The organism is Lacinutrix gracilariae (assembly GCF_042684485.1).
GTDB classification, from domain to species: domain Bacteria; phylum Bacteroidota; class Bacteroidia; order Flavobacteriales; family Flavobacteriaceae; genus Oceanihabitans; species Oceanihabitans gracilariae.
In genome coordinates this window covers 25,666-51,695 of the sequence record NZ_JBHULM010000007.1, presented here as the reverse complement: position 1 = coordinate 51,695, position 26,030 = coordinate 25,666, and the positions used below count along the sequence as shown (strand labels likewise).

Here is a 26,030-nt window from a genome sequence, read left to right as displayed (position 1 = left end):
CACTTCAATGAAGTGGCTTTTTTTTATTTAGTAATGTATACTACGTTTAGTTTCCCGTAGAATTAAGTAATTCTTTTATTGCATTTTCTTTTTCTGTTTCACCAATAGCACCATAAATATTTAATAGTGTTTTAGCTACTTGTACGTTTTCTGGTTCTACTTCAAGTACAGACTCTAAATAAGGAACTGCACTGTGGTATAATTTAGTACGTTGTTCTTTTAATTCATCATAACGAATGTTATCTGCATTAGAAGTACCAAGACCATTCATTTCTTCAATTAAAGCATTTTCTTCACCTAATATTAATGCAGCCATGTTTGTTTGTGCATTTACATTTTCTGGCTCTAAAGAAATTACTTTAGTATAATATTCTTTAGCTTTTTCAATCTCTCCATTTTCTGCAGACACAACACCTAAGTTAAATATAAGGTCTGTGTTGTTTGGATCTAATTGAATTGCTTCTTCAATTAATTTTTTATAAGTTTCTTTATCTCCATTTTTATAATGTAGATTAGCTTCCGATAAGATTAAATTAGAATCTGTTGGATCCATTTCTCTAGCAGCTTGAACCGCTTTTAATGCTTTATCAGATTCTCCATTATTTAAGTAAATAAAGGCAAGGTTTTTTACAATTTCTCCTCTTTTAGATTTTGAAACTCTTACTGAAGGTTTGATGTGTGAACCTGCTTTTACAAATAAATTTCTTTGTGATTTAGAAAAAGCTTCAACTTCTCCTGTTTCTACATTTGTAGCTACATATTGTTTTTCAATTCCTGTATATCCTAATTCTAATAATTTTTCATAGTTTTTTACAGCAGAATCATAATCTTTTCCTGTAACTGCACTAGAAGCTGCATAGTATAAATAAGTAGTATCTGAAGGAATTAATTTGTATAATTTTTCAAATCCATTCACTGCTTCTAAATATTGCGCAGATTGGTATTGGTTGTTAGATTCTGTTAAAAGTGTATTAATTAAATTTTGTTTAATTTTTTCAACTTCTACTTTATAAGAACCTTTTGCATTATCTAAGTTATCAATGGCTATATCGATATCTTCATCACTTCCTGTTCCGTTAGCATAAAATGCTTGTCCCTTTAATAAGTAATACTTGTCTTTGTATTTATCTTCCATATCAGGAAGCATTGGTTCTAATTGACCTAAAAGAGATTTAGCTACTGAAAAATCATTATTTTTAATAGCTTTTTCTACAGTCTTAAGCTCTTTCTTTTGTGCAAAAGTAAACACACTAAATGCTAGTGCTAAAGCTACAATTACTTGTTTTTTCATTTTTTTAAAGTTTGTTTTTTATTGTTCGTTTTATTTATTCTTCTTCACTAGTATCAATAGTTGTGCCATCTTCATTGTCATTAGTAGGTGCAATGTTTTCAGGAACAATTACATTTCCTTCGTCATCTAATTCTACTTCTTCTTCATCTTGCATTACTTTTGCTACTGCAGCAATAGAATCTTTTCCTTTAAGGTTAATAAGTTTTACACCTTGTGTAGCTCTACCCATTACTCTTAAATCTTTAACAGCCATTCTAATAGCAATACCTGATTTATTGATAATCATTAAGTCATCTAAATCAGTTACATTCTTGATTGCCACTAAGTTACCTGTTTTTTCTGTAATAGAGATAGTTTTTACACCTTTTCCTCCTCTATTGGTAATTCTGTAGTCTTCTAAGCTTGAACGTTTACCATAACCGTTTTCTGAAACCACAAGTATATTGCTTTCCATATCGTTTACAGCAATCATACCAATTACTTCATCTGTTTTTTCGTCTTGTAATCTAATACCACGTACACCAGATGCGTTTCTTCCCATTGGTCTTGTCTTAGCTTCTTCAAAACGAATTGCTTTTCCAGATTTAAGGGCTAACATTACTTGGCTTTCTCCTGTAGTAAGTTTAGCTTCTAGTAATTCATCATCTTCTTTAATGGTAATAGCGTTAATACCATTAGTTCTAGGACGTGAATATTGCTCTAAAGAGGTCTTTTTAACTTGCCCTTTTTTGGTAGCCATAATTACATAATTACTATTTATGTAATCTTCATCTTTTAAATCTTGAGTACAAATAAATGCCATTACCTTATCATCTTGCTCGATATTTATAAGGTTTTGTATTGCTCTACCTTTAGAAGTTTTACTTCCTTCAGGAATTTCATATACACGCATCCAGAAACATTTTCCTTTTTGTGTAAAGAATAACATGTATTGGTGGTTGGTACCAACAAATAGGTGCTCTAAGAAATCTTCATTTCTTGTAGTAGATGCTTTTTGTCCTACTCCTCCTCTATTTTGTGTTTTGTATTCTGTAAGCGATGTACGTTTAATATAACCAGCATGAGAAATGGTAATAACCACTTTTTCATTTGGTATCATATCTTCAATACTTAAGTCTCCTCCTGCGTATTCTATTTTAGAACGACGTGCATCACCATATTTATCTTTTACTACTTGAAGTTCGTCTTTAATAATTTCCATTCTACGCTCTTTTTTAGCAAGAATATCTTTAAGATCTTCAATAGTTTTCATGATTTCTTCATACTCACTACGCAATTTGTCTTGCTCTAAACCGGTTAATTGGCGCAGACGCATTTCTACAATTGCTTTTGCTTGTATTTCTGAAAGTTTAAAGCGCTCAATTAAATTGGTTCTCGCTTCATCGGCATTAGAAGATGCTCTAATAATAGCAATTACTTCATCAATATTATCAGAAGCAATAATTAAACCTTCTAATATATGTGCTCTTTCTTCTGCTTTACGTAACTCATAAGTAGTACGTCTAACCACCACATCATGTCTGTGTTCTACAAAATAGTGAATCAATTCTTTTAGATTCAATAATTGTGGTCTACCATTTACTAATGCAATGTTGTTTACACTAAATGAAGATTGTAAAGCAGTATACTTATATAATTTATTAAGTACAATGTTTGGTATTGCATCACGCTTTAAAACGTATACAATTCGCATTCCGTTTCTATCCGATTCATCTCTAATAGTAGAGATACCTTCTAGTTTTTTATCATTAATCAAATCAGCAGTTTTTTTAATCATATCTGCTTTGTTGACTTGATACGGAATTTCAGTCACAATAATACATTCGCGACCATGAACCTCTTCAATATTAGCATTACCACGCATAACAATACGTCCTCTACCAGTATGAAAAGCTTCTTTTACACCATCATAACCATAAATAGTTCCTCCTGTTGGAAAATCTGGTGCTTTAATGTGCTGTATTAGCTCATCTATTTCTATGTCGTTATTTTCTATGTAAGCAATAGTACCATCAACAACTTCTGTTAAGTTATGTGGTGGCATATTGGTTGCCATACCAACAGCAATACCTGAAGCTCCATTTACCAATAGACCAGGAATACGCGTTGGTAAAACGGTTGGTTCTTCTAAAGTATCATCAAAATTTAATTTATGATCTACAGTTTCTTTATCAATATCTGCCAACATGTCTTCAGATATCTTGCGCATTCTTGCCTCTGTATAACGCATTGCTGCAGGACTATCCCCATCTACAGAACCAAAATTCCCTTGACCATCTACTAGCATGTAACGTAAACTCCACTCTTGAGCCATACGTACCATTGCATCATAAACCGAAGTATCTCCATGTGGATGATACTTACCTAAAACCTCTCCAACAATTCTTGCAGACTTTTTATGTGCACCATTTGCTCTAACACCTAATTCATGCATACCATAAAGTACACGTCTATGCACAGGCTTTAAACCATCTCTTACGTCTGGTAAAGCACGTGACACAATGACTGACATAGAATAATCTATGTACGCCGATTTCATTTCATCTTCAATGTTAATAGGAATGAGTTTTTCTCCTTCTGCCATATATATAAAATATTAAATTATTTTCTTGTTTTCAAAACACGCTAATATAAAACTTTCATTAGTCATAGTAAGACTTTCAGTTATATTTTTTGAGACTTTTTATTAACAATTTACATCTCTTTATTAGTTAATAAGTATGCTGTTAATTATTTTGATTTTATAAACTTTTTTTCGTCTATTAGCATATATCCTATAAATTAAGGTACAGTTTTTGATTTTAGTAATAGGATTTTAGTATTTTTAATGAAGAAAGGAACAATTTATGGATGATAATTTTTCACCTAGAGTAAAAGATGTAATTGCGTTTAGTAAGGAAGAAGCTTTGCGCTTAGGCCACGATTTCATTGGTACTGAGCATCTAATGCTTGGTTTACTAAGAGATGGCAATGGTAAAGCTATTAATATATTAAATGCACTAGAAATTGACTTAAACCATTTAAGACGTAAAGTCGAAATTTTAAGCCCAGCAAATCCAAGTGTTGCAGTAGTTTCTAACGAAAAACGAAACTTACATCTTACAAGACAAGCAGAACGTGCTTTAAAAACAACTTTTTTAGAAGCAAAATTGTTTCAAAGTACGTCTATTAATACAGCACATTTATTATTGTGTATTTTAAGAAATGAAAACGATCCTACTACAAAGCTTTTAAATAAGCTTAAAGTGGATTATGATAATGTTAAAGAACAATTTAAGCTTATGATTACAAACGATGATAATTATATAGAACCAAAATCAGAATTTCCTGATGAGGATACTTCTTCTTCTGAAGATGCGTCTAAAGACATTTTTAACACGCCTACTAGCAAGTCTAACAAAAAATCTAAAACTCCTGTTCTAGATAATTTTGGTAGAGATTTAACTGCTATGGCAGAAGAAGGAAAACTAGACCCTGTGGTTGGTCGCGAAAAAGAAATTGAGCGTGTCTCACAAATCTTAAGTCGTAGAAAGAAAAACAACCCATTACTAATTGGTGAACCTGGTGTTGGTAAATCTGCCATCGCTGAAGGTTTAGCAAATAGAATTGTAAGTAAAAAAGTATCGCGTATTCTTTTTAACAAACGTGTAGTTACTCTTGATTTAGCTAGCTTAGTTGCTGGTACTAAATACAGAGGACAGTTTGAAGAACGCATGAAAGCCGTTATGAATGAATTAGAAAAGAATGATGATATTATTCTTTTTATAGATGAAATTCATACCATTGTTGGTGCTGGTGGTGCAACAGGAAGCTTAGATGCTTCTAACATGTTTAAACCTGCTTTAGCAAGAGGAGAAATACAATGTATTGGTGCAACTACTCTAGATGAGTATAGACAATACATTGAAAAAGATGGTGCTTTAGAGCGTCGTTTTCAAAAAGTAATTGTAGAGCCTACTTCTGTTGAAGAGACTGTTGAAATTTTAAATAATATTAAAAGTAAATACGAAGAGCACCACAATGTTGAGTATACGCAAGAAGCAATTGAAGCTTGTGTAAAGCTTACCAATAGATACATGACAGAACGTTTTTTACCAGACAAAGCTATTGATGCTTTAGATGAAGCTGGTTCTCGTGTACATATTACTAACATTGAAGTGCCTAAACAAATTCTAGAACTAGAAAAACAATTAGAAGCGGTTAAAGAAACCAAATCTTCGGTGGTTAAAAAACAAAAATACGAAGAAGCTGCAAAGTTACGCGATGACGAAAAACGCATTGAAAAAGACCTAGCTATTGCGCAAGAAAAATGGGAAGAAGACACCAAGTTACATCGTGAAATTGTAAACGAAGAAAACGTTGCAGACGTAGTTTCTATGATGACTGGAGTTCCTGTAAACAGAATTGCACAAACAGAAAGCAATAAACTAGCAAAATTACCAGAACTTATAAAAGGAAAAGTAATTGGTCAAGACGAAGCCGTTGCTAAAGTGGTTAAAGCCATACAACGTAATCGTGCTGGACTTAAAGATCCTAATAAACCAATTGGTTCTTTTATATTTTTAGGACAAACAGGTGTTGGTAAAACCCAATTAGCTAAAGTTTTAGCTAAAGAGTTATTTGATAGCGAAGATTCTTTAATTAGAATTGACATGAGTGAATACATGGAAAAATTTGCCATCTCAAGACTTGTTGGTGCTCCTCCAGGATACGTAGGTTATGAAGAAGGCGGACAACTTACTGAAAAAGTAAGACGCAAACCTTATGCTGTTGTTTTATTAGATGAAATTGAAAAAGCACATCCTGATGTATTCAATATGATGCTTCAAGTGCTAGACGATGGTTACCTAACAGACAGCCTTGGTAGAAAAATTGATTTTAGAAATGCTATTATTATCATGACCTCTAATATTGGTGCTCGAAGATTAAAAGACTTTGGTTCTGGTGTTGGTTTTGGTACTGCTGCGCAAAAAGCGCAAGAAGATGCAAATGCCAAAAGTGTTATTGAAAATGCACTTAAAAAAGCCTTTGCTCCTGAGTTTTTAAACAGAATAGATGATGTAGTAGTGTTCAATGCTTTAGAAAAAGAAGATATTAATAAAATTATTGATATTGAATTAGAAAAACTTCTTTTAAGAATCAAAGGACTTGGATATACTTTAAAATTAAGCAAAGCTGCAAAAGAATATATTGCAGACAAAGGTTTTGATAAACAATATGGAGCAAGACCATTAAAACGTGCAATACAAAAGTATGTTGAAGATTCTTTAGCAGAAGAAATTATTACATCTAAATTACAAGAAGGTGATGAAATAATGATGGATCTTGATAAAGATAAAAACGAACTGATTGTTAAAATTGAAAAAGCTGAAAAGCCTACAGAATCTTAGTGAAGATTTACAATAATTAAGAGAGGTTAATTATTTGTAATTAACCTCTTTTTTTATATATTATATTACCATTTTATTAAAATTCCCTAAAAAAAATGCCTAAAATAGCACATATTGATATTGGTGTTGGATATGTTAGTATTCATGAAAACCATTTGATTATGCACATAAACCCAGATGTAACTTTAACCGTTAAAGACAACGAAATACTTTTAAACCTTGTAGAAACCTTCTATAAAGATAAAAACTTTGTCTACATCAGTAATCGTGAAAATTCATACGCTATTGATCCTATTGTTTATTTTGAAGTTCAAAAAATAAAAAACCTAATAGGACTAGCTATTGTTTCAAAAAATGAAATAACAAAATTCAATGCTTCTGTAGAAAAGCATTTTTTTAATAAACCTTTTGAAACTTTTAGTAACCTAGAAGATGCAATTACTTGGGCTAATAAACTTTATTTAACCCAGAGTAAAAGTTAAACACCATAATTATTTAAAAATAATTCTTCAATTTCAATATCTACATTATTTAAAAATGCAATAGATGCTTCTATGTCATCATGTAACACTCTATCTTTTTTAACATAAGAAACTTCTTTTCTATATAATTCTAAAAAAGATTCTAAAAATGGAGATGTTTTTAACGGATTTCTAAATGCAATGGCTTGACTTGCATTCATCAGTTCTATAGCTATTACACGATCTACATTTTTAATTAATCGATAGGCTTGTGTTGCAGCATTAGCTCCCATACTTACGTGATCTTCTTGTCCGTTACTAGAAACAATACTATCTACACTTGCAGGTGTTGCCAATTGTTTATTTGCACTAACAATACTTGCTGCTGTATATTGCGGAATCATAAATCCAGAATTTAATCCTGGATTGTCTACCAAAAAGGCAGGCAAGCCTCTTAAACCAGATACCAATTGAAATACACGACGTTCTGAAATATTTCCTATTTCAGCCATTGCTATTTTTAAATAATCTAAGGCTAAAGCCAAAGGTTGTCCGTGAAAATTTCCTCCAGAAATAATTAAATCTTCTTCCGGAAAAATATTAGGATTATCTGTAACCGAATTGATTTCGGTTAAAATAACTTTTTCAACAAAATCTAAAGTGTCTTTAGTAGCACCATGTACTTGTGGTATACATCTAAAAGAATATGGATCTTGTACATGTTTCTTTTCTCTAGTAATTAACTCACTTCCTTTTAAAAATTCATTAAAACGTCTAGCCACTTTTAGTTGTCCTGCATGCGGACGTACTTGGTGTACTAAATCATGAAATGGTTCTATTCTACCATCAAAAGCATCTAAAGAAATACTTGCTATAACATCTGCTAAATAAGATGTTTTGTGCGATAGCAATAAAAGATACACACCATAAGCACTCATAAACTGTGTTCCGTTTAAAAGAGCTAATCCTTCTTTAGCTTCTAATTGTATAGGTTGCCAATTAAACTTTTCTAGTATTTCACTTGCTTCTAACTCCTTATTATCATGTACTACTTTTCCTTTTCCTAATAATGGTAAAGCCAAATGTGCCAAAGGTGCTAAATCACCAGAAGCTCCTAAGGAACCTTGCGTATACACAAACGGAAAAACATCATTATTAAAAAAGTCTATTAAGCGGTTTACTGTTTCTAATTGCACACCACTATGCCCATAACTTAAAGATTGTATTTTTAAAAGTAACATTACTTTTACAACACTTTCAGGCACACGTTCTCCTGTTCCGCAGGCATGAGACATTACTAAATTTTCTTGCAGTTGCGTTAAATCTTTTTTAGAAATCTCTACATTATACAAACTACCAAAACCAGTATTTATACCATAAAAAGGCTTTTCTGCCTCACTTAATTTAGTGTCTAAATATTTTTTACAGTTTACTATTTTTTCAATAGATTCTTCAGACAATTTTAATTTCTTATTGTCTTTAAAAATGTTATAAATAGTTACTATGTCTAGTTTTTCGGAAGATATATAATGATATGTGCTCATGCTTTTTTTTAAGTGATTCAAAAATGATAATTCAAAACTAGTTATGCAACTATTGTTAATAATTAATTACATGCTTTACTAAATTATTATTCCTATTTTTGAAAAAAAAGAAAGTATAGCTGTATAAAAAAACGAAGCTAAAACTAATCTTTAGTACAAGATTCTTTTATGCAAATTATATTAAATAGAAAACCCAAAAAGAACACCATGAAAAAATTATTAATTGCCTTATGTGCAATAAGCATAGTTGCTTGCAAAGAAGAAGCTAAAGATTTTGTTACCTTTTCAGGAAAAATCACAGATAAAAATAGCGATTCTATTATTGTAAGATCTAAAAAATACTCAAAAACCATTAAAGTTAATGAAGATGGTACATTTAGTGACACCTTAAAGGTAGCAACAGGTATATATAACTTTTATGATGGTGGAGAAAGCACCAATGTGTATTTAAAAAATGGATATGATCTTAACATGTCTTTAGACACCAAAATGTTTGACGAAACAATTAGCTACACAGGAATTGGAGATAAAACCAATAACTACTTAGCTAAAAAAGCGCTGTTTGAAGAAAACCTATTTCCTCCTAGCCTTTATGATTTTGAAAAAGAAGATTTCAAAAAAAGCGTTGCTGAAATTAACATAAAACGCAAAGCTTTTTTAGAGAAAAACAAAGATATAGATCCTGAATTCTACCTTAGTGAAAAGGAAGATATAGATAGCTTTGAAGAAAAAATGTTAGGCTATTTTGAAAAAAACATAGAACGAGTAAAAGCTAGAGCTAAAGAATTTGCGGTTTATATAGACAAACCTTCTCCTGTTTTTGAAAACTACGAAAACCAAAAAGGTGGTACTACTTCTTTAGAAGACCTAAAAGGAAATTATGTATATATTGATATTTGGGCTACTTGGTGTGGACCATGTTTAGCAGAACTTCCTGCATTAAAACAAGCAGAAAAAGAGTATGAGGCTAAAAAAGTCACTTTTGTTAGTATTTCTGTAGATGACGGAAGAGGTTATAAAAACAGATCTTTTGAAGCTGCTAAAAAAGGATGGAGCAAAATGATTGAAGAAAAAGAAATGGGTGGCGTTCAATTACTTTCTGATAAGAACTGGAAATCTGATTTTATAACTGCGTTTAAAGTTAACAGTATTCCTAGATTTATTTTAATAGATCCTAATGGTGTGGTTGTAAATGCAGATGCACCAAGACCTTCTAGTCCTAAGTTTAAAGAATTATTTGATTCTTTAACTTTATAATATAAAAAAAGCCACACTATAATAACTTAGTTAAGTCATTCTTTAGAGTGGCTTTTTTTTATGTCTTTTGCGTACTACTTTTTATTTGGTTCTGCTTCCTCTTCTACTTGTGGTTGTTCGGGTTGCTTAAATAAATCAATATAAACTTCGCCTAAAGTTTCAATAACATGACTTGCAATTAAACTTTGATAACCTAAATCTTCAACTGCAATATCTGCAGATTTACCATGTAAATAAATAGCAAAAAGAGCAGCTACTAAAGGCTCATATCCTTGAGCAATTAATCCTGTAATAATACCTGTAAGCACATCTCCTGTTCCTGCAGTGGCTAATCCTGGATTTCCGGTTGTATTTACATAACCTTTATCTTGATAAACAGTAATGGTATTTGCTCCTTTAATGACTATAACAAGATTATACTTTTTTGAAAGTGCTTTTGTTTTTTCTAATTTATCAAAATCACCATCCCATTTTCCTATTAATCGTTCTAATTCTTTAGGATGTGGTGTTAAAACCGTTTGTTCTGGTAATAATTTTAATAATTCTTTCTTTTTAGCAAGAATATTTATTCCGTCAGCATCAACAACTAATGGTGTGGTATTGGTTTTTAAAAAGTTTTCAAAAGCTGTAATTGTTTTTTCTTCTGTACCAACTCCCACTCCAAAAGCAATTACGTTAGGTTGTATACTAAACTCTATATTGGTAAGTATTTCTTCATTAGCATCTGTAAGTACCATTGCTTCAGGAAATGAAGCCTGTAATGGTGTATAACCACATTTTGGCACATAAGCAGTTACTAAACCTACTCCTGCTGCTAGTGCTGCTCTACTTGCCAAGGTAACAGCTCCTATTTTACCATAACTACCACCTACTATCAATGCATGACCATAGCTTCCTTTATTCGAAAATTTTTGACGTGGTTGGTATACAGGAAGCATTTCCATTTTACCTATTAATTCATAGTCTGTTGGTGTGGTATGTAAATATTCGGCATCAATACCAATATCTAAAACTTCCCACTGCACAGTATATTTTGCAGTATCTGGTAAAAAGAAAATTAATTTTGGCGTTTGAAAACTTAAAGTATGTGTTGCCCAAACCACATCTTTGTCACTTTCTGGTACTCGATCTGGAAACAAACCAGAAGGTAAATCTATGGCTAATGTAAATGCTTTTGATGCTTTTAAGTGTTGAAACAGGATTTTTACCCAATCTACAACAGGTCTATTTAAACCAATACCAAAAATAGCATCTACAATAATATCATCTGGTTTAATTTCTGGCAGTTCATTAGCATCTGTTAATAATAAAGGCCATTCTTTAGAAACATTTTTAATTCTATCATAATTAATTAAAAAATCTTTAGATCGTGTATCGCTATAATTTACCACATACATTTTCACATTATAACCATGTGTAATTAAATGTCTACCTAATACTAAACCATCTCCTCCATTATTACCTATACCACAAAAAACATGAATAGGTACTTGTGCGCCTTGCATACGTAAATGCATCCAATTAAAAATTTGGGTTGCGGCACGTTCCATTAAATCTGTAGAGGTAATTTCTTGCTTTTTGGCAGTTAATTTATCTCCTTCGTAAATTTGCTCTTTCGAAAATATTTTCATTTTAATAATTATCTGTCTCTTATTTTACTAATTCCTTAAAAATAGCGTTTTAATATTTTTTTAGAAGTAAATGTAATACTTTTGATACGTATTATAAAACTTAAATAATCTAAGTAATAACCAATGAAAGTATTAAAATTTGGAGGAACTTCTGTAGGTAGTTCTACAAACATCAATAAAGTGATAAGCATTTTAGAAAATTATTCTAAAAAAGATGCCATTATATGCGTAGTTTCAGCTGTTGGTGGTATTACAGATAGGTTATTAAAAGCTGGAGAATTAGCTAATAATAAAGACCAAGCCTATACTAAAGAATTTGAAGCAATTCAAAATTCACATTTTAGCATTATCACAGAACTGGTACCTAAGCAAAACAAAACCATTTTAAGTCATGTAGAAAATATGCTTCAAGATTTAAAAAATCTATTAGATGGTATTTATTTAATAAATGAATTGTCACCAAAAACTTCAGATAAACTAGTAAGTTTTGGTGAATTATTATCTTCATATATTATTGCCGAAACTTTAAAAAGTAGAAGCCTAAATGCCCAACTAAAAAATAGTCAAGAGCTTGTAGTTACAAATTCTAATTTCACAAAAGCCGAAGTAGAATATGACACTACAAATAAAAACATTAAAGACTATTTTAGTACAGCAAATCAACAAATAACTATACTTCCTGGTTTTGTTTCTAAATCTAAATTAGGAGAAATAACAACACTTGGTCGTGGTGGATCAGACTTTACTGCAGCCATAGTTGCTGCTGCCTTACAGGTAGAACAATTAGAAATATGGACAGACGTTAGTGGTATGTTTACAGCAAACCCTAAGTTGGTAAAACAAGCGTTTCCTATAGACAAAATTTCATACCAAGAAGCTATGGAGTTGTCTCACTTTGGAGCTAAAGTATTGTATCCTCCAACAGTGCAACCGGTTTTAAATTTAAATATACCTATTCACATAAAAAACACCTTAAAACCAGAAGAAACAGGTACTGTTATTTCTAAAAATGCATCCTCAGGAAAATCACCTATTAAAGGAATAAGCCATATTAGTAATATTGCTTTACTTACTCTTGAAGGTAGCGGAATGATTGGTATTCCTGGTTTTTCTAAACGTTTGTTTGAAACTCTAGCACAAGAAAAAATCAACATTGTACTAATCACGCAGGCTTCTTCAGAACATTCTATTTGTTTAGGTGTTGAAACTAAAGATGCTGCAATTGCTAAAGAAGCTATAGATACCGTTTTTGAAAACGAAATATCCTTACATAAAATAGAACCTTTAGTGGTAGAAAAAGACTTATCTATTATTGCGCTTGTTGGTGATAATATGAAAAGTCATCAAGGTATTAGCGGAAAAATGTTTAGTGCTCTTGGTAAAAACAATATTAACATAAGAGCGATTGCACAAGGTGCTTCAGAAAAAAACATCTCTGCTGTAATTGCAGATAAAGATGTTAAAAAAGCATTAAACACCTTACACGAGCGCTTTTTTGAAGAAAACACAAAACAGCTAAATGTATTTATTACAGGAGTTGGTAATGTTGGCGAAAAGCTAATAGACCAAATTCAGCAACAATATGCCTTCTTAAAAAAGAACCTTAAAATTGACGTTAGAATTGTTGGAATGGCAAATTCTAAAAAAATGATTTTTAACGAAAAAGGTATCGATTTAACAAATTGGGCAACACAATTTCATCATGCAGAAACATCAAGCTTACAAGGCTTTTTAGATAAAGTAATAGCTTTAAACTTACGTAATAGTATTTTTGTAGATATTACTGCTAGTGAAGCTGTTTCAAAATTATATGCAGACTATCTTAAAAACAGTATTGCTGTTGTTGCTTGTAATAAAATTGCTTGTTCTAGTATGTATGAAAACTATAAAAAACTACAAGACTTATCGTTAAAATACAATGCTCCTTTTTTATATGAAACTAATGTTGGTGCAGGATTACCAATTATAAGTACCTTAAAAAACTTAGTAGCATCTGGAGATAAAGTAGTTAGTATTCAAGCGGTTTTATCAGGAAGTTTAAACTTTGTATTTAATAATTTTAATGACAAAAAGAACTTTCATGATACAGTAAAACAAGCACAATTTGAAGGCTATACAGAACCAGATCCTAGAATAGATTTAAGCGGAATTGATGTAGCTAGAAAAATATTAATTCTAGCTCGTGAAAATGGTGGAAAAATTGAAATTGAAGATATTGAAAACGATTCCTTTTTAACCAAAGCAAATTTAGAAAGTGGCTCTGTAGATGATTTTTACGAAACTTTAATTGCAGATGAACCGCATTTTCAAAAACTTTACGCTTCTGCAAAAGAAAAAAACTGTCAGTTAAAATACGTTGCAGAATATAATAAAGGAAAAGCAAAAGTTGGTTTAAAAGAAATTCCGGAAGGACACCCTTTTTACAACCTTGAAGGAAAAGATAATATTGTAATGTTTTACACGCAACGTTATCCAGAACAACCTTTAATTGTTAAAGGAGCTGGAGCTGGAGCAGATGTTACTGCCTCTGGTTTATTTGCAGATATCATTCAAATTGCTAATAAATAAAAAGTCATGAGAATAAAGAAAAGAGCATTTAGACAAAACCAACCGTCTATTTCCTTTTCTTTATTTTCTTTTTTCTATAAAAAATGAATCAAATAAAAATATTTTCACCAGCCACAGTAGCTAATGTTTCCTGCGGTTTTGATGTACTAGGCTTTTGTTTAGACACTGTTGGTGATGAAATGATTATTAGAAAAACCGTTGAAAAAGGTATAAAAATCACTAAAATTGATGGTTTTGATTTGCCTTTAGAAACCAAAAAAAATGTTGCTGGTGTTGCTGCATTAGCAATATATGAAGATGCCAAACCAGATTGCGGTTTTGAAATAGAAATCTATAAAAAAATTAAACCTGGAAGTGGTATTGGTAGCAGTTCTGCTAGTGCTTCTGGAGTAGTTTTTGCCATTAATGAATTATTAGGTAAACCATATAATAAAACACAATTATCTGATTTTGCAATGAAAGGAGAAGCCGTAGCTAGTGGTAGCGAACACGCAGATAATATTGCTCCTGGAATTTTTGGAGGTTTCACTTTAGTAAAAAGTAATCAACCTTTAAAAATACTAGAGCTACCTACTCCATCAAATTTATATGCTACGCTAATTCATCCGCAAATAGAAGTTAAAACTGCCGAAGCTAGAAATATTTTACCTAAAAATATACCTATGCAAGATGCCATTACACAATGGTCTAATGTTGGTAGTTTAGTACATGCTTTGCATACTAATGATTATCCTTTATTAGGTGAAGCATTACAGGATGTCATTGTAGAACCACATAGAAGCAAGTTAATTCCGCATTATAATGAAGTAAAAAAAGCTGCTATTTCTAATGGTGCTTTAGGAAGCGGAATTTCAGGTTCTGGACCTTCTATTTTTTCTTTATCAGAAGGAATAGAAACTGCAAAAAAGGTAGAACAAGCCATACAAGAAGTGTACACCAAAACAGGAATTGAATTTTATACATTCACTTCAAAAATCAACGCAGAAGGTATTAAGATACTGAGCAGTGAGTAAAAAATAAAAAGATTAAATAATTAAAATATTACCGCTTTCGCGGAAAATAAAGATGAATTACTACAGTTTAAACCATAAGGCACCAAATACAACATTTAAAGATGCTGTTATAAAAGGATTAGCTCCTGATAAAGGATTATATTTTCCAGAAAGTATTACGCCTTTACCAAAATCTTTTTTTGATAATATAGACGATTTATCCTATTCTGAAATTGCTTTTCAAGCTATTAAACAGTTTGTTTCACCAGAAATTCCAGAAGAGGTATTAAAAACTATTGTTGAAGAAACACTTGCTTTTGATTTTCCTGTAGTACAATTAAACGATCACATATCTACTTTAGAGTTATTTCATGGTCCTACCATGGCATTTAAAGATGTTGGTGCTCGATTTATGGCAAGATGTTTAGGCTATTTTAACCAAAACAACACCAATGAAGTTACTGTTTTAGTTGCCACTTCTGGAGATACAGGAGGAGCTGTAGCTAACGGATTTCTTGGTGTAAAAGGAGTTAATGTGGTAATATTATATCCTTCAGGAAAAGTAAGTGATATTCAAGAAAAACAATTGACTACTTTAGGTCAAAATATTAAAGCTCTAGAAGTTGATGGTGTTTTTGATGATTGCCAAGACATGGTAAAACGTGCTTTTTTAGACGATTCCTTAACCAGTAAAATGCAATTAACTTCTGCTAATTCTATTAATGTTGCACGTTGGTTACCACAGCTTTTCTATTTTATGTTTGCCTACAAACAGCTACATAAAACACATAAAGAGATCGTTTTTTCTGTACCTAGCGGAAACTTTGGAAACGTTTGTGCAGGAATGATGGCACAACAATTAGGCTTGCCTATTAAACATTTTATAGCTTCTAATAACGAAAACAACGTAGTTACTAAATACTTACAAACCGAAGAATATAACCCAAAGGCTTCTGTACAAACCATTAGTAATGCTATGGATGTTGGTAACCCAAGTAACTTTATTCGTATTCAAGAAATTTATAAAAATAATTTTGAAAGCTTAAAAGACAACCTGTCTTCATATAGCTTTACAGATGCTGCTACTAAAGAAGCTATGCTTGAAATTTACAACAATTATAACTATGTTGCAGATCCTCATGGAGCTGTAGGTTATTTAGGATGTAAATCTTATTTGCAAGAAAATCCAGATGCACATTGTGTGTTTTTAGAAACTGCGCATCCTACTAAATTTTTAGATGTGGTAGAAGAAGTTATTCCTCAAAAGCAGGAATTACCAAAACAAATTCAAGCAGTAATGCACAAAGAAAAAGAAGCTACTAAAATTAGTACCTATCAAGATTTAAAAGATTTCTTGTTGCAATAATGAAATGCGTTGTCATTCCTAAAAAAAGCAAGAATCCTTTAAAATATTAAAAATATATTTCTGTTTTTATAAGAATGAAAAACATACAATTGCAATACCAAGGCTTTCTAAACACACCTAATTTGTGGTTAGAAAACACCATATTTGGTATGCAACAATTTCAATTATTAAATACGGTTTTAAAAGCAAACGATTTAAAAAATTCTAAATTAAGACTTGGTAAATTAGTTGAACGCTTTGTTAGTATACAGCTAAAAGAAGATGATTCGGTTAGTATTTTAGCAGAAAATGTTCAGATACAAAACGGAAAACGTACTATTGGCGAAATAGATTGTCTTTTAAAAAAGGAAGAGCAACCCATTCATCTAGAAATTATCTATAAATTTTATTTGTATGATGAAACTGTTGGTGTTACAGAAATAGAACATTTTATTGGTCCGAATAGAAAAGATAGTTTTCTTGAAAAACTTACCAAACTAAAAGAAAAACAGCTACCACTACTCTACCATAAACAAACCAAACCCTTACTTCAAAAAATAGGCATACCTGCAGAAACGATACAACAACAAGTCTGTTTTAAGGCACAATTATACATGCCTTATTCTGTAAAAAAAGCAACAACTAAACTTGTAAATCCTGCATGCATTCAAGGATATTACTACTACTTAAATCAATTAGAACAATTTGCAGATTGTGCGTTTTTTATTCCAGAAAAAAAAGATTGGTTAATTTATAAACCCAACCCAAATACGTGGCTTGATTATGCTTCATTTATAACCGAAGTAAAGCTTCTTTTAAATCATGAAAAATCACCTTTATGTTGGATTAAAAAACCAAATAATGAAACCGAAAAATGCTTTGTAGTTTGGTGGTAATTTTTTTAATTCGTTGTAATGCTGTAGTTATATAACAATAGTTTCTTTAAAATCGAAACCAAATTGCAATGGTAACTATTCCATTTTACTTATTTTACAAACCTAATAACTAGTTTTTTTATGAGTGTATTAAATCAATTTCAATTAAACGGAAAAGTAGCATTAGTTACTGGTTGCAAAAGAGGTATTGGTAAGGCAATGGCTATTGCTCTAGCAGAAGCTGGCGCAGATATTATTGGTGTAAGTGCAAGTTTAGAAAAATCAGGAAGTGCTATTGAAAAAGCGGTTCAAAAAACAGGTCGTAGCTTTACAGCATATACATGCAATTTTAGTAATCGTGAGGCTTTGCAGGATTTTATTGAAGAAGTAAAAAAAGACTTTCCTGTTATAGATATTTTAGTAAACAACGCAGGAACCATACAACGTGCTCCTGCTATAGAACATAATAATGAAATATGGGATGAAGTGATTGCAGTAAACCAAACGGCTCCATTTATACTTACTAGAGAAATAGGAAAAGAAATGGTAGCTAGAGGTTCTGGTAAAATAGTATTTACAGCATCGTTACTCACTTTTCAAGGCGGAATTACAGTACCTAGCTATGCTGCTAGTAAAGGTGCTATTGCACAAATAACAAAAGCCTTTGCTAATGAATGGGCTAAAAGTGGCGTACATGTAAATGCCATTGCTCCTGGTTATATTAGTACAGATAATACCAAAGCCTTACAAAAAGACAACACACGTTCTGAAGCTATTCTTTCTAGAATTCCTGCAGAGCGTTGGGGAAATCCAGAGGATTTTTCTGGTCCTATTGTGTTTTTATGCTCCAATGCTTCTAACTATATGCATGGAAGTGTTCTACTGGTAGATGGAGGTTGGATGGCGCGTTAAACAATCCTTAGTAGTAACTACTAAAAGCTTTAAAATTTCAAAGTAAGCATTCTTTTTAAACTCCTTGTTTATAACAAATTACCAGTTTAAGAAGCTACACCTATTTACTTTTAAATATTAAATTTAAATTCCTTTATTTTTTCGGTAAAAAATAAAATCTACATTAATTTACTACGCTATTTTAAACAACTAGCAGTATATTTACCTTATATTATTTATAATAAAAAGAATGCAATTAACCATTGAAAACATATTACTAGTTGGCTCTCTATTACTACTCATTAGTATTATTGCAGGAAAAACATCTTATAAGTTTGGTGTACCAACTTTATTATTGTTTTTAGCAATAGGAATGCTTGCAGGTTCTGATGGAATTGGTGGTATTCGTTTTGACGATCCTAAACTAGCGCAATTTATTGGTATTGTATCCTTAAATTTTATCTTGTTTTCTGGTGGATTAGACACCAATTGGAAAGCTGTAAAACCTATACTTAAAGAAGGTATTGCTTTATCTACTTTAGGGGTTTTGTTAACAGCACTTTCGCTTGGTACTTTTGTTTGGTTTATTACAGATTTTACCATTTATGAGAGTCTCTTATTAGGTTCTATAGTTTCTTCAACAGATGCTGCAGCTGTATTTTCTATTCTTCGTTCTAAAAGTTTGGCGCTTAAAACCAATTTAAGACCTACTTTAGAGTTAGAAAGTGGTAGTAATGATCCTATGGCATATGTGCTTACTCTAGCCTTTTTAACGTTAGTAATTAATCAAGATAAAAGCTTTTTATCTATTATTCCTTTATTTTTCCAGCAAATGATTTTGGGTGGTATTCTAGGTATTTCTTTTGGTATGCTTAGTAAATACATCATCAATAACATAAAATTAGATTTTGAAGGTTTATATCCTGTTTTAGTAATAACCTTAATGTTTATTACATTTTCTGCTACAGATTTTGTTGGTGGTAATGGGTTTTTAGCTATTTACATTTGTGCTGTATATTTAGGAAATCAAGATTTAATACATAAAAAAACCATTTTAAAAATGTTTGATGGTTTGGCTTGGTTAATGCAAATTGTATTATTCCTTACTTTAGGATTACTTGTATTTCCTTCTCAAATCATTCCGTATATGGGAATCGGACTTCTTATTTCCTTGTTTTTAATTATTGTTGCTAGACCTATTGGTGTTTTTATAAGTCTTATGTTTTTCAAAATGAAAATGAAAAGAAGATTTTATATTTCTTGGGTTGGTTTACGTGGCGCTGTTCCTATTGTATTTGCTACTTATCCTCTTTTAGCAGGAATTGACAAAGCAAACATGATCTTTAATATTGTATTTTTTATATCTGTAACCTCTATATTAATTCAAGGTACCACCTTATCTATTGTTGCAAAATGGTTAGATGTAGGTTTACCAGAAACACAAAAAAAATTATCAGCTACAGATTTACTCTTAGAAGAAAACCCAAAGGCCGAAATGAAAGAGCTTTTAATAACTCCTGATTGTTTTGCTGTAGATAAAAAAATTGTAGAATTGGGTTTTCCTAAAAACGCAATAATTGCAATGATTAGAAGAGGAGATTCTTATATAGTACCCAACGGTTTAACAATAATTGATGCCAAAGACACCTTAATTGTACTTGCCGATAGACCTGTTGTTTTTGATGAAGTATATAAAACACTAAAAAGAAAGAAGGATTAGACAAAAAATTTTAAGCATTACTTCGCTTTTATATTTAAAGCATTATTTAATCCTATTCCTAAAAACCAACTCAATATTTTTCAATACTTTTGTTTTTCAATAATTCAATAACATAGGTTTCCGACTTCACGGAAATAAAAAATATATTCTTTATGAAAAATACTGCATTAACTGCAACTCATGAAGCTTTAGGAGCAAAAATGGTTCCTTTTGCTGGTTACAACATGCCTGTTCAATACGAAGGTGTAAACATAGAACACGAAACGGTAAGAAAAAGCGTTGGTGTTTTTGATGTAAGTCATATGGGAGAATTCTTAATTACTGGTCCTAATGCACTTGCTTTAATTCAAAAAACATGTAGTAATGATGCTAGCAAACTTACTATTGGTAAAGCGCAATACAGTTGTATACCAAATGATGATGGAGGAATTGTAGATGATTTAATTATCTATAAACTTAAAGAAGAACAATATTTATTAGTAGTAAATGCTAGTAATATTGAAAAAGATTGGAACTGGATTAGTTCTAAAAATGATGTTGGTGCAGAAATGCGTGATTTAAGTGAAGACTACTCTTTACTTGCTATTCAAGGTCCTAAAGCGGTTGAAGCAATGCAAAGTCTTACAAGTCATGATTTAGCTGCTATTAAATTCTACAATTTTGAAGTTGGTGATTTTGCAGGAATTGAAAACGTTATTATCTCTGCTACTGGTTACACAGGAAGTGGTGGATTTGAAATTTATTGCAAAAATACCGAAGTAAAACAAATTTGGGATAAAGTTACCGAAGCTGGAGCAAAACCTATAGGTCTAGCTGCAAGAGATACCTTGCGTTTAGAAATGGGATATTGCCTGTACGGAAATGATATAGATGATACTACTTCTCCTATTGAAGCTGGTTTAGGATGGGTTACAAAATTCACTAAAGAGTTTACTAATTCTGAAGCTTTACAAGAACAAAAAAGTCGTGGTGTAGAACGTAAACTTATTGCTTTTGAGTTAGATGAAAGAGGAATTCCTCGTCATGGTTATGATATAGTAGATGGTCAGGGTAAAAAAATTGGTGAAGTAACATCAGGAACCATGAGTCCTATGCTAGGTAAAGGTATTGGTCTTGGTTATGTACCTACTGTTTTTGCTGATGTAAATAGCAAAATAAACATACAAATACGTAAAAATGCTGTTCCTGCAACAGTAGTAAAATTACCATTTTATAAAGGGTAACATGCAAGATTTTCAACAAGTAATTAACAGCATTCACAAGCAATTAAAAGATGAAATTAATCGTGGATTAGTTGCTAATTATATTCCTGAATTATCTCATATTGATGTCAATAATTTTGGCATTCATTTAAAGTTAATTTCAGGCGAAAATTTTTCGGTTGGTGACTCGCAAGTTCCGTTTTCCATTCAAAGTATTTCTAAAGTGCTTTCCCTTTCTTTGGCTTTTCAATTACAAGGAAATGCACTTTGGAAACGCATGGATGTAGAACCTTCAGGAGACCCTTTTAACCAATTATCTTTATTAGAATTAGAAAACGGAATTCCTAGAAATCCCTTTATTAATTCTGGTGCTATTGTTATTGCAGACATTTTAGTTTCGCAATTAAAAAACCCTAAAGAAGAGTTTTTACATTTTGTTCGTGATTTAGCAAATGACCAAACCATAACATATAATCCAGCTGTTGCTGCATCAGAAAAAGCTACAGGGTATACTAATTATGCTGCAGCCTATCTTTTAAAATCTTATCAAAATTTAGAAAATGAAGTAGATAAAGTGCTTGATTTCTATTTTTACATGTGCTCGTTAGAAATGAATTGCGAGCAACTAACCAATGCCTTTTATATATTTGCTAACCATGGTGTTTGCCAACAAAACAAAACTTGGTTAACTACAAGTCAAATAAAACGTATTAATGCCATTATGCTAACCTGTGGTTTTTATGACGAAGCTGGAGAATTTGCTTTCGAGGTAGGTTTACCAGGAAAAAGTGGTGTTGGTGGTGGTATTGTAGCCTTATTGCCTAATAATTTTGTAATTTCTACATGGTCTCCAGGACTAAACCCAAGAGGAAATTCTAAAATTGGTATGCAAGCTTTAGAAGCTTTTACGACCAAAACTAAACTTTCTATTTTTTAAAAAGATTTGCTCCATTCATGTTGCATAAAAAAAAACACAAAATACTTATACTTGGTGTAAATGGCTTTATTGGTAATGCTATTTACAAAGAGCTATGCGCCTATTTTAGAGTTTTTGGCACCTATGCAACACCTACAAATAGCTTAGAAAAAAACAAACAATTTTTTCATTATAACCACGAAGAAGATGATGTGGTAGAAATTCTTGAAGCTACCAAACCAAGTATTATTATTTCTTCGCTTCGCGGAAACTTTGCCACACAAACTATAGCACATCAACATATAACAGAATATGTAAAACAACACGATTGCAAAATTATATTTCTATCTTCTGCCAATGTTTTTGATGCCTATAAAAATTACCCAAGTTACGAGCTAGATAAAACCTTAAGTGCTAGTATTTATGGCCATTTTAAAATAAAAATTGAAAATATGCTTATGCGTTTACCAAAACGTAAATGGGCCATTTTAAGATTACCTATGATTTTTGGACAAGGAGCTCCTAGAGTTGAAGAAATAAAAACACTTCTAAAAGAAAAATTACCAATAGAAATCTTTCCTAACTTAATCATTAACGTTACTACAGACGATAAGCTATCGCAACAAATTCATTACATCATTAACAGAAATAAATCTGGAATTTTTCATCTAGGAAGCACAGATTTAATACATCATGATGAATTTATAAAAGAAATTGTGTCTTCATTAATTTTCTACAAGCCTATTTATAAGCAAGTCTATACTACAAATGACGATAGATATTTAGCCGTTTTACCAAAAGAAAATTTATTACCAAAAAACTTACAAATACAGAGCAAAGAAGTGCTTAAAATGAGTATTTTGTAGTGTATAAAAAAATCATATAATGCTAGATAAACTTTCCGAAGAAAACATAGAACAACGCTTACTTCATTTTCCTGATTGGTATTATTTTGATAATGCACTTCATGCAGAATTTGAGTTTGACAACTTTAAAGACTGTTTTAGTGCTATGAGCAGAATTGCTTTTGAATGCGAAGCACAAAACCACCATCCAGAATGGAGTAATGTGTATAATATTTTAAAAATTACACTAAGTACACATAGCGTAAACGGAGTAACAAAAAAAGATTTTAAACTTGCAGAAGCCATTGATGCTATTGTGATACCAGAAGACGAATAAAAATAGTATACAGCAAATACTTAAAAGAGTAAAACCGTTGCTATTTATAGGCTTTAGGCCAAGTATATTAAATACAAATTACTAAAAAATATCTAATCTTCACGTGTTGCTGTTTGCTGTACTTTTTTTAAATTTGTCTTAATAAATTTTTTAATAAATTTTCCTTCCGAATAGTTCTCGGGCTTCAAGGAAACTAAAAACATATATTTTTAATGGGAAGAGCTTTTGAATTTCGTAAAGCACGTAAAATGAAACGTTGGTCTGCAATGAGTAAAGCCTTTACTCGTATTGGTAAAGACATTGTAATGGCTGTTAAAGAAGGAGGTCCAGATCCTGATACTAATTCGCGTTTAAGGGCAGTTATTCAAAACGCAAAGTCTGTAAACATGCCTAAAGACAATATTGAGCGTGCCATAAAACGTGCAAGCGATAAAAGTCAAGGCGATTATAAAGAAGTAATTTTTGAAGGTTATGCGCCACATGGTATTGCTGTTTTAGTAGAAACTGCTACAGATAATAATACACGTACTGTTGCTGATGTAAGAAGCTATTTTAATAAATGTGATGGTAGTTTAGGTACTTCTGGTTCTGTAGTTTTTATGTTTGACCATACTTGTAATTTTAGAATTAATGCAGAAGGATTAGATCCTGAAGAACTAGAATTAGAATTTATTGACTTTGGTGCAGAAGAAGTTTTTGCCGATGATGACGGAATTTTAATCTACGCTCCTTTTGAAAGTTTTGGTGCTATACAAGCAGAATTAGAATCTAGAGGTATTGAAATCTTATCTTCTGGTTTTGAACGTATACCACAAGTAACCAAAAAACTTAGCGCTGAAGAGGCTGCAGATGTAGAAAAACTTCTTGAAAAACTAGAAGAAAATGATGATGTACAAAACGTATATCATACTATGGAAGAATCTACAGAAGAGTAAAAACATAAATTGTTACCTCCTATTTAATAAACTATAATGTAGTAGATTACAATAGGTATTTAACAGTAACAAGCAAAATTATTATAGTAATTTTAATAAAACCTAAACAAATTGTTTAGGTTTTTTTTTGTAACATTATATCAAGTAAAACGTTTTAATAAAAAGCATGTCTATGAAATTTAAATACCTACTATTTTTTATCTCTATTAGCGCTTTTTATAATCAAACTACGCAAGCCCAAACTATCTCTGGTACCATAACTTCTAACACTAAGGAAACCGTACCTTTTGCAACCATTCAAATTGGTAATGAATATGGTGTTATTTCTAATGAAGAAGGAAATTTTTCTATAGATACCAAAGGTTTTAAAGAAACCGATTCGGTTACTATCTCTTGTTTAGGTTATGAAAAAAACGCATTTCTTCTTAAAGATTTTACTTCTAAAGAATATGTTTTATCCGAAAAAATAAATGAACTTTCTGAAGTGTTTTTAAACCATACAGCTTTATCTGTAGATTCTATAATGTATTATGTGAAGCGTAATGTGAAAAATAATTACCGATTAGATTTAACCGAGTTTAAAATATTTAGCAGAAAAACAGATTATATTATTGGTGATAATGCCGATTTTGAAATTAAAAAATCAACAGGTTTTAAAAGAAAACAATTACAAGCTTTTAATGATGATTTTGATAAATTAGAAACTTCTTTAGTAAATAATAAATCGAAACAATACACAGATTTTGTTGGTGCTTTAAAGGTTTTAAATAATGAAAAAGCAAAACTAGAGGTTGAAAAGGCCATTACTTTACGTGATGAAAAAAACAACCAATCTATGGAGAGTCTTGCAGAACGCGGACAAGAAATAGTAATGAAACATTTAGATAAAGACAAAATGTATACCGTTAAGTCTGGCTTTTTTAAAGTAACAGATTCTGCTACATTAAATAAAGAAGAAATAAAAAAAAGACAAGATACTGTTAACACATTACGTCATGCTAAAAACGAAAGTTTTAACCTAATTAGTAATAGTAATTTTGCGAATCCAGATGCTAGTTTAGACTTTGTAAAAAACACCAACAAGTATAAATATACACTTAAAGATGTTACTTTTTTAGATAGTGAAATGGTTTATATTATAGATTTTAAACCCAAAAGATCATCGGCTTTATACACAGGAACCATGTATGTATCTAATGAAAGTTTTGCAGTAATTAGAGCAGATTATACCTTTTATGAAAACAGAGTTGGTGATAAACTAAACCTAAGACTTTTGTTTGGTATTAAGTATATTGAAAAAAACCAAAAAGGTATTGTGGTGTATAAAAAAGCGACAGATAACTACTACTATCCTAGCTATATAAACAAACAAATTGACAGGTACTTTTATGTAAACAGACCTATTAAGTTTATAGAAAATGATAATTCTAGAAATAAAGTAGCTTTTAACTTTAAAATTGAAGGAACTTTTAAAGGAAAATCGGAACTTTTAATTCTCTCTAAAAAAGAGATACAAGCTAATGATTATAATAGTTTTACCGAAAAAACAAAAATAGATTTTGAAAACCCTAAAACTTACGATGCTAATATTTGGGCAGACTATAATGTTTTAGAACCTTTAAATGATATGAAAAACTTTAAAGTAGAAACAGAAGAATCAAACTAAAAAAAAAGCTACTTCAACCTAAGTTAAAATAGCTTTTGTTTGTAGTTTGCTAATGTTTCTTTTTAGGGACGTAATGTTTACTTTATGTTTCATTAGTTGCTACACCATTTAAAGTTCAAAAATGATGCCAAAAAAGACTATTAAACAACAAGTTGCTTATATAA

Annotated in this window: 19 protein-coding genes; 15 read left to right on the top strand and 4 right to left on the bottom strand. The window is 31.0% G+C overall.

Annotation, left to right across the window (positions count from 1 at the left end; genetic code table 11):
- Positions 1-46 precede the first annotated feature (46 nt).
- The gene (locus tag ACFSSB_RS03125; protein ID WP_379900859.1) at positions 47-1,291 is read right to left on the bottom strand and encodes a tetratricopeptide repeat protein; all 1,245 of its coding nucleotides are present in this window, start codon (positions 1,289-1,291) and stop codon (positions 47-49) included.
- Positions 1,292-1,325: 34 nt separating this feature from the next.
- On the bottom strand, positions 1,326-3,875 hold the full coding sequence (gene gyrA / locus ACFSSB_RS03120; protein WP_379900857.1) for a DNA gyrase subunit A: 2,550 nt from the start codon (positions 3,873-3,875) through the stop codon (positions 1,326-1,328).
- 262 nt (positions 3,876-4,137) lie between these two features.
- Between gyrA and ACFSSB_RS03115 the strand changes: the two genes are divergently transcribed.
- Together ACFSSB_RS03115 and ACFSSB_RS03110 are read left to right on the top strand one after the other, a co-directional pair.
- Positions 4,138-6,681 (top strand): ATP-dependent Clp protease ATP-binding subunit, encoded by a 2,544-nt coding sequence (locus ACFSSB_RS03115; protein WP_379900855.1) that lies wholly within the window; start codon positions 4,138-4,140, stop codon positions 6,679-6,681.
- Between the two features lie 95 nt (positions 6,682-6,776).
- Positions 6,777-7,163, top strand: a complete 387-nt coding sequence (locus tag ACFSSB_RS03110; protein ID WP_379900853.1) for a hypothetical protein — start codon at positions 6,777-6,779, stop codon at positions 7,161-7,163.
- Here the strand turns inward: ACFSSB_RS03110 and hutH are convergent.
- Entirely contained in the window at positions 7,160-8,686 is a 1,527-nt protein-coding gene (hutH, locus tag ACFSSB_RS03105; RefSeq protein WP_379900851.1) for a histidine ammonia-lyase, read from the bottom strand. The two genes, ACFSSB_RS03110 and hutH, sit on opposite strands and share 4 nt — an antisense overlap.
- Positions 8,687-8,893: 207 nt before the next feature.
- On the opposite strand from hutH, the gene ACFSSB_RS03100 reads away from it, so the two are divergent.
- A complete protein-coding gene (locus ACFSSB_RS03100) occupies positions 8,894-9,943 on the top strand; it encodes a TlpA family protein disulfide reductase (protein ID WP_379900849.1) in 1,050 nt (349 codons plus the stop codon).
- 74 nt (positions 9,944-10,017) lie between these two features.
- On the opposite strand, the gene ACFSSB_RS03095 is transcribed toward ACFSSB_RS03100, so the two are convergent.
- On the bottom strand, positions 10,018-11,574 hold the full coding sequence (locus ACFSSB_RS03095; RefSeq protein WP_379900847.1) for an NAD(P)H-hydrate dehydratase: 1,557 nt from the start codon (positions 11,572-11,574) through the stop codon (positions 10,018-10,020).
- A gap of 123 nt (positions 11,575-11,697) precedes the next feature.
- Between ACFSSB_RS03095 and thrA the strand changes: the two genes are divergently transcribed.
- The 12 genes from thrA (at position 11,698) to ACFSSB_RS03035 (ending at position 25,866) form a co-directional block, all read left to right on the top strand.
- A complete protein-coding gene (gene thrA, locus ACFSSB_RS03090; protein ID WP_379900845.1) occupies positions 11,698-14,142 on the top strand; it encodes a bifunctional aspartate kinase/homoserine dehydrogenase I in 2,445 nt (814 codons plus the stop codon).
- Between the two features lie 83 nt (positions 14,143-14,225).
- On the top strand, positions 14,226-15,155 hold the full coding sequence (locus ACFSSB_RS03085; RefSeq protein ID WP_379900843.1) for a homoserine kinase: 930 nt from the start codon (positions 14,226-14,228) through the stop codon (positions 15,153-15,155).
- 52 nt (positions 15,156-15,207) lie between these two features.
- On the top strand, positions 15,208-16,500 hold the full coding sequence (thrC, locus tag ACFSSB_RS03080) for a threonine synthase (RefSeq protein ID WP_379900841.1): 1,293 nt from the start codon (positions 15,208-15,210) through the stop codon (positions 16,498-16,500).
- A 74-nt stretch (positions 16,501-16,574) separates the two neighbouring features.
- The gene (locus tag ACFSSB_RS03075; RefSeq protein ID WP_379900839.1) at positions 16,575-17,375 is read left to right on the top strand and encodes a DUF1853 family protein; all 801 of its coding nucleotides are present in this window, start codon (positions 16,575-16,577) and stop codon (positions 17,373-17,375) included.
- Between the two features lie 120 nt (positions 17,376-17,495).
- Complete coding sequence (locus tag ACFSSB_RS03070; RefSeq protein ID WP_379900837.1) at positions 17,496-18,266, top strand: SDR family NAD(P)-dependent oxidoreductase; 771 nt, start codon at positions 17,496-17,498, stop codon at positions 18,264-18,266.
- A 229-nt stretch (positions 18,267-18,495) separates the two neighbouring features.
- Positions 18,496-19,965, top strand: coding sequence for a potassium/proton antiporter (locus ACFSSB_RS03065; RefSeq protein WP_379900835.1), 1,470 nt, complete (start codon positions 18,496-18,498; stop codon positions 19,963-19,965).
- A gap of 152 nt (positions 19,966-20,117) precedes the next feature.
- A complete protein-coding gene (gcvT, locus tag ACFSSB_RS03060) occupies positions 20,118-21,188 on the top strand; it encodes a glycine cleavage system aminomethyltransferase GcvT (protein WP_379900833.1) in 1,071 nt (356 codons plus the stop codon).
- Between the two features lies 1 nt (position 21,189).
- On the top strand, positions 21,190-22,104 hold the full coding sequence (locus ACFSSB_RS03055) for a glutaminase (protein ID WP_379900831.1): 915 nt from the start codon (positions 21,190-21,192) through the stop codon (positions 22,102-22,104).
- 17 nt (positions 22,105-22,121) lie between these two features.
- On the top strand, positions 22,122-22,949 hold the full coding sequence (locus ACFSSB_RS03050; RefSeq protein ID WP_379900829.1) for a sugar nucleotide-binding protein: 828 nt from the start codon (positions 22,122-22,124) through the stop codon (positions 22,947-22,949).
- Positions 22,950-22,968: 19 nt separating this feature from the next.
- On the top strand, positions 22,969-23,265 hold the full coding sequence (locus ACFSSB_RS03045) for a 4a-hydroxytetrahydrobiopterin dehydratase (protein WP_379900827.1): 297 nt from the start codon (positions 22,969-22,971) through the stop codon (positions 23,263-23,265).
- A 212-nt stretch (positions 23,266-23,477) separates the two neighbouring features.
- Positions 23,478-24,200 carry a YebC/PmpR family DNA-binding transcriptional regulator gene (locus ACFSSB_RS03040; RefSeq protein ID WP_379900825.1) on the top strand — a complete coding sequence of 241 codons (723 nt, stop codon included), beginning with the start codon at positions 23,478-23,480 and terminating at the stop codon, positions 24,198-24,200.
- 172 nt (positions 24,201-24,372) lie between these two features.
- On the top strand, positions 24,373-25,866 hold the full coding sequence (locus tag ACFSSB_RS03035) for a carboxypeptidase-like regulatory domain-containing protein (RefSeq protein ID WP_379900823.1): 1,494 nt from the start codon (positions 24,373-24,375) through the stop codon (positions 25,864-25,866).
- Positions 25,867-26,030: the final 164 nt, after the last annotated feature.

Excerpts from the sequence above, each read along its gene's own strand:
- hutH (WP_379900851.1), bottom strand. The coding sequence starts at position 8,686 with ATGAGCACATATCATTATATATCTTCCGAAAAACTAGACATAGTAACT.
- ACFSSB_RS03070 (WP_379900837.1), top strand. The coding sequence starts at position 17,496 with ATGAGTGTATTAAATCAATTTCAATTAAACGGAAAAGTAGCATTAGTT.
- gcvT (WP_379900833.1), top strand. The coding sequence starts at position 20,118 with ATGAAAAATACTGCATTAACTGCAACTCATGAAGCTTTAGGAGCAAAA.
- ACFSSB_RS03125 (WP_379900859.1), bottom strand. The coding sequence starts at position 1,291 with ATGAAAAAACAAGTAATTGTAGCTTTAGCACTAGCATTTAGTGTGTTT.
- ACFSSB_RS03055 (WP_379900831.1), top strand. The coding sequence starts at position 21,190 with ATGCAAGATTTTCAACAAGTAATTAACAGCATTCACAAGCAATTAAAA.
- ACFSSB_RS03035 (WP_379900823.1), top strand. The coding sequence starts at position 24,373 with ATGAAATTTAAATACCTACTATTTTTTATCTCTATTAGCGCTTTTTAT.
- ACFSSB_RS03075 (WP_379900839.1), top strand. The coding sequence starts at position 16,575 with ATGAAAAACATACAATTGCAATACCAAGGCTTTCTAAACACACCTAAT.
- ACFSSB_RS03115 (WP_379900855.1), top strand. The coding sequence starts at position 4,138 with ATGGATGATAATTTTTCACCTAGAGTAAAAGATGTAATTGCGTTTAGT.
- ACFSSB_RS03065 (WP_379900835.1), top strand. The coding sequence starts at position 18,496 with ATGCAATTAACCATTGAAAACATATTACTAGTTGGCTCTCTATTACTA.
- ACFSSB_RS03050 (WP_379900829.1), top strand. The coding sequence starts at position 22,122 with ATGTTGCATAAAAAAAAACACAAAATACTTATACTTGGTGTAAATGGC.
- ACFSSB_RS03095 (WP_379900847.1), bottom strand. The coding sequence starts at position 11,574 with ATGAAAATATTTTCGAAAGAGCAAATTTACGAAGGAGATAAATTAACT.
- ACFSSB_RS03110 (WP_379900853.1), top strand. The coding sequence starts at position 6,777 with ATGCCTAAAATAGCACATATTGATATTGGTGTTGGATATGTTAGTATT.
- ACFSSB_RS03085 (WP_379900843.1), top strand. The coding sequence starts at position 14,226 with ATGAATCAAATAAAAATATTTTCACCAGCCACAGTAGCTAATGTTTCC.
- thrC (WP_379900841.1), top strand. The coding sequence starts at position 15,208 with ATGAATTACTACAGTTTAAACCATAAGGCACCAAATACAACATTTAAA.
- gyrA (WP_379900857.1), bottom strand. The coding sequence starts at position 3,875 with ATGGCAGAAGGAGAAAAACTCATTCCTATTAACATTGAAGATGAAATG.
- thrA (WP_379900845.1), top strand. The coding sequence starts at position 11,698 with ATGAAAGTATTAAAATTTGGAGGAACTTCTGTAGGTAGTTCTACAAAC.
- ACFSSB_RS03100 (WP_379900849.1), top strand. The coding sequence starts at position 8,894 with ATGAAAAAATTATTAATTGCCTTATGTGCAATAAGCATAGTTGCTTGC.
- ACFSSB_RS03040 (WP_379900825.1), top strand. The coding sequence starts at position 23,478 with ATGGGAAGAGCTTTTGAATTTCGTAAAGCACGTAAAATGAAACGTTGG.
- ACFSSB_RS03045 (WP_379900827.1), top strand. The coding sequence starts at position 22,969 with ATGCTAGATAAACTTTCCGAAGAAAACATAGAACAACGCTTACTTCAT.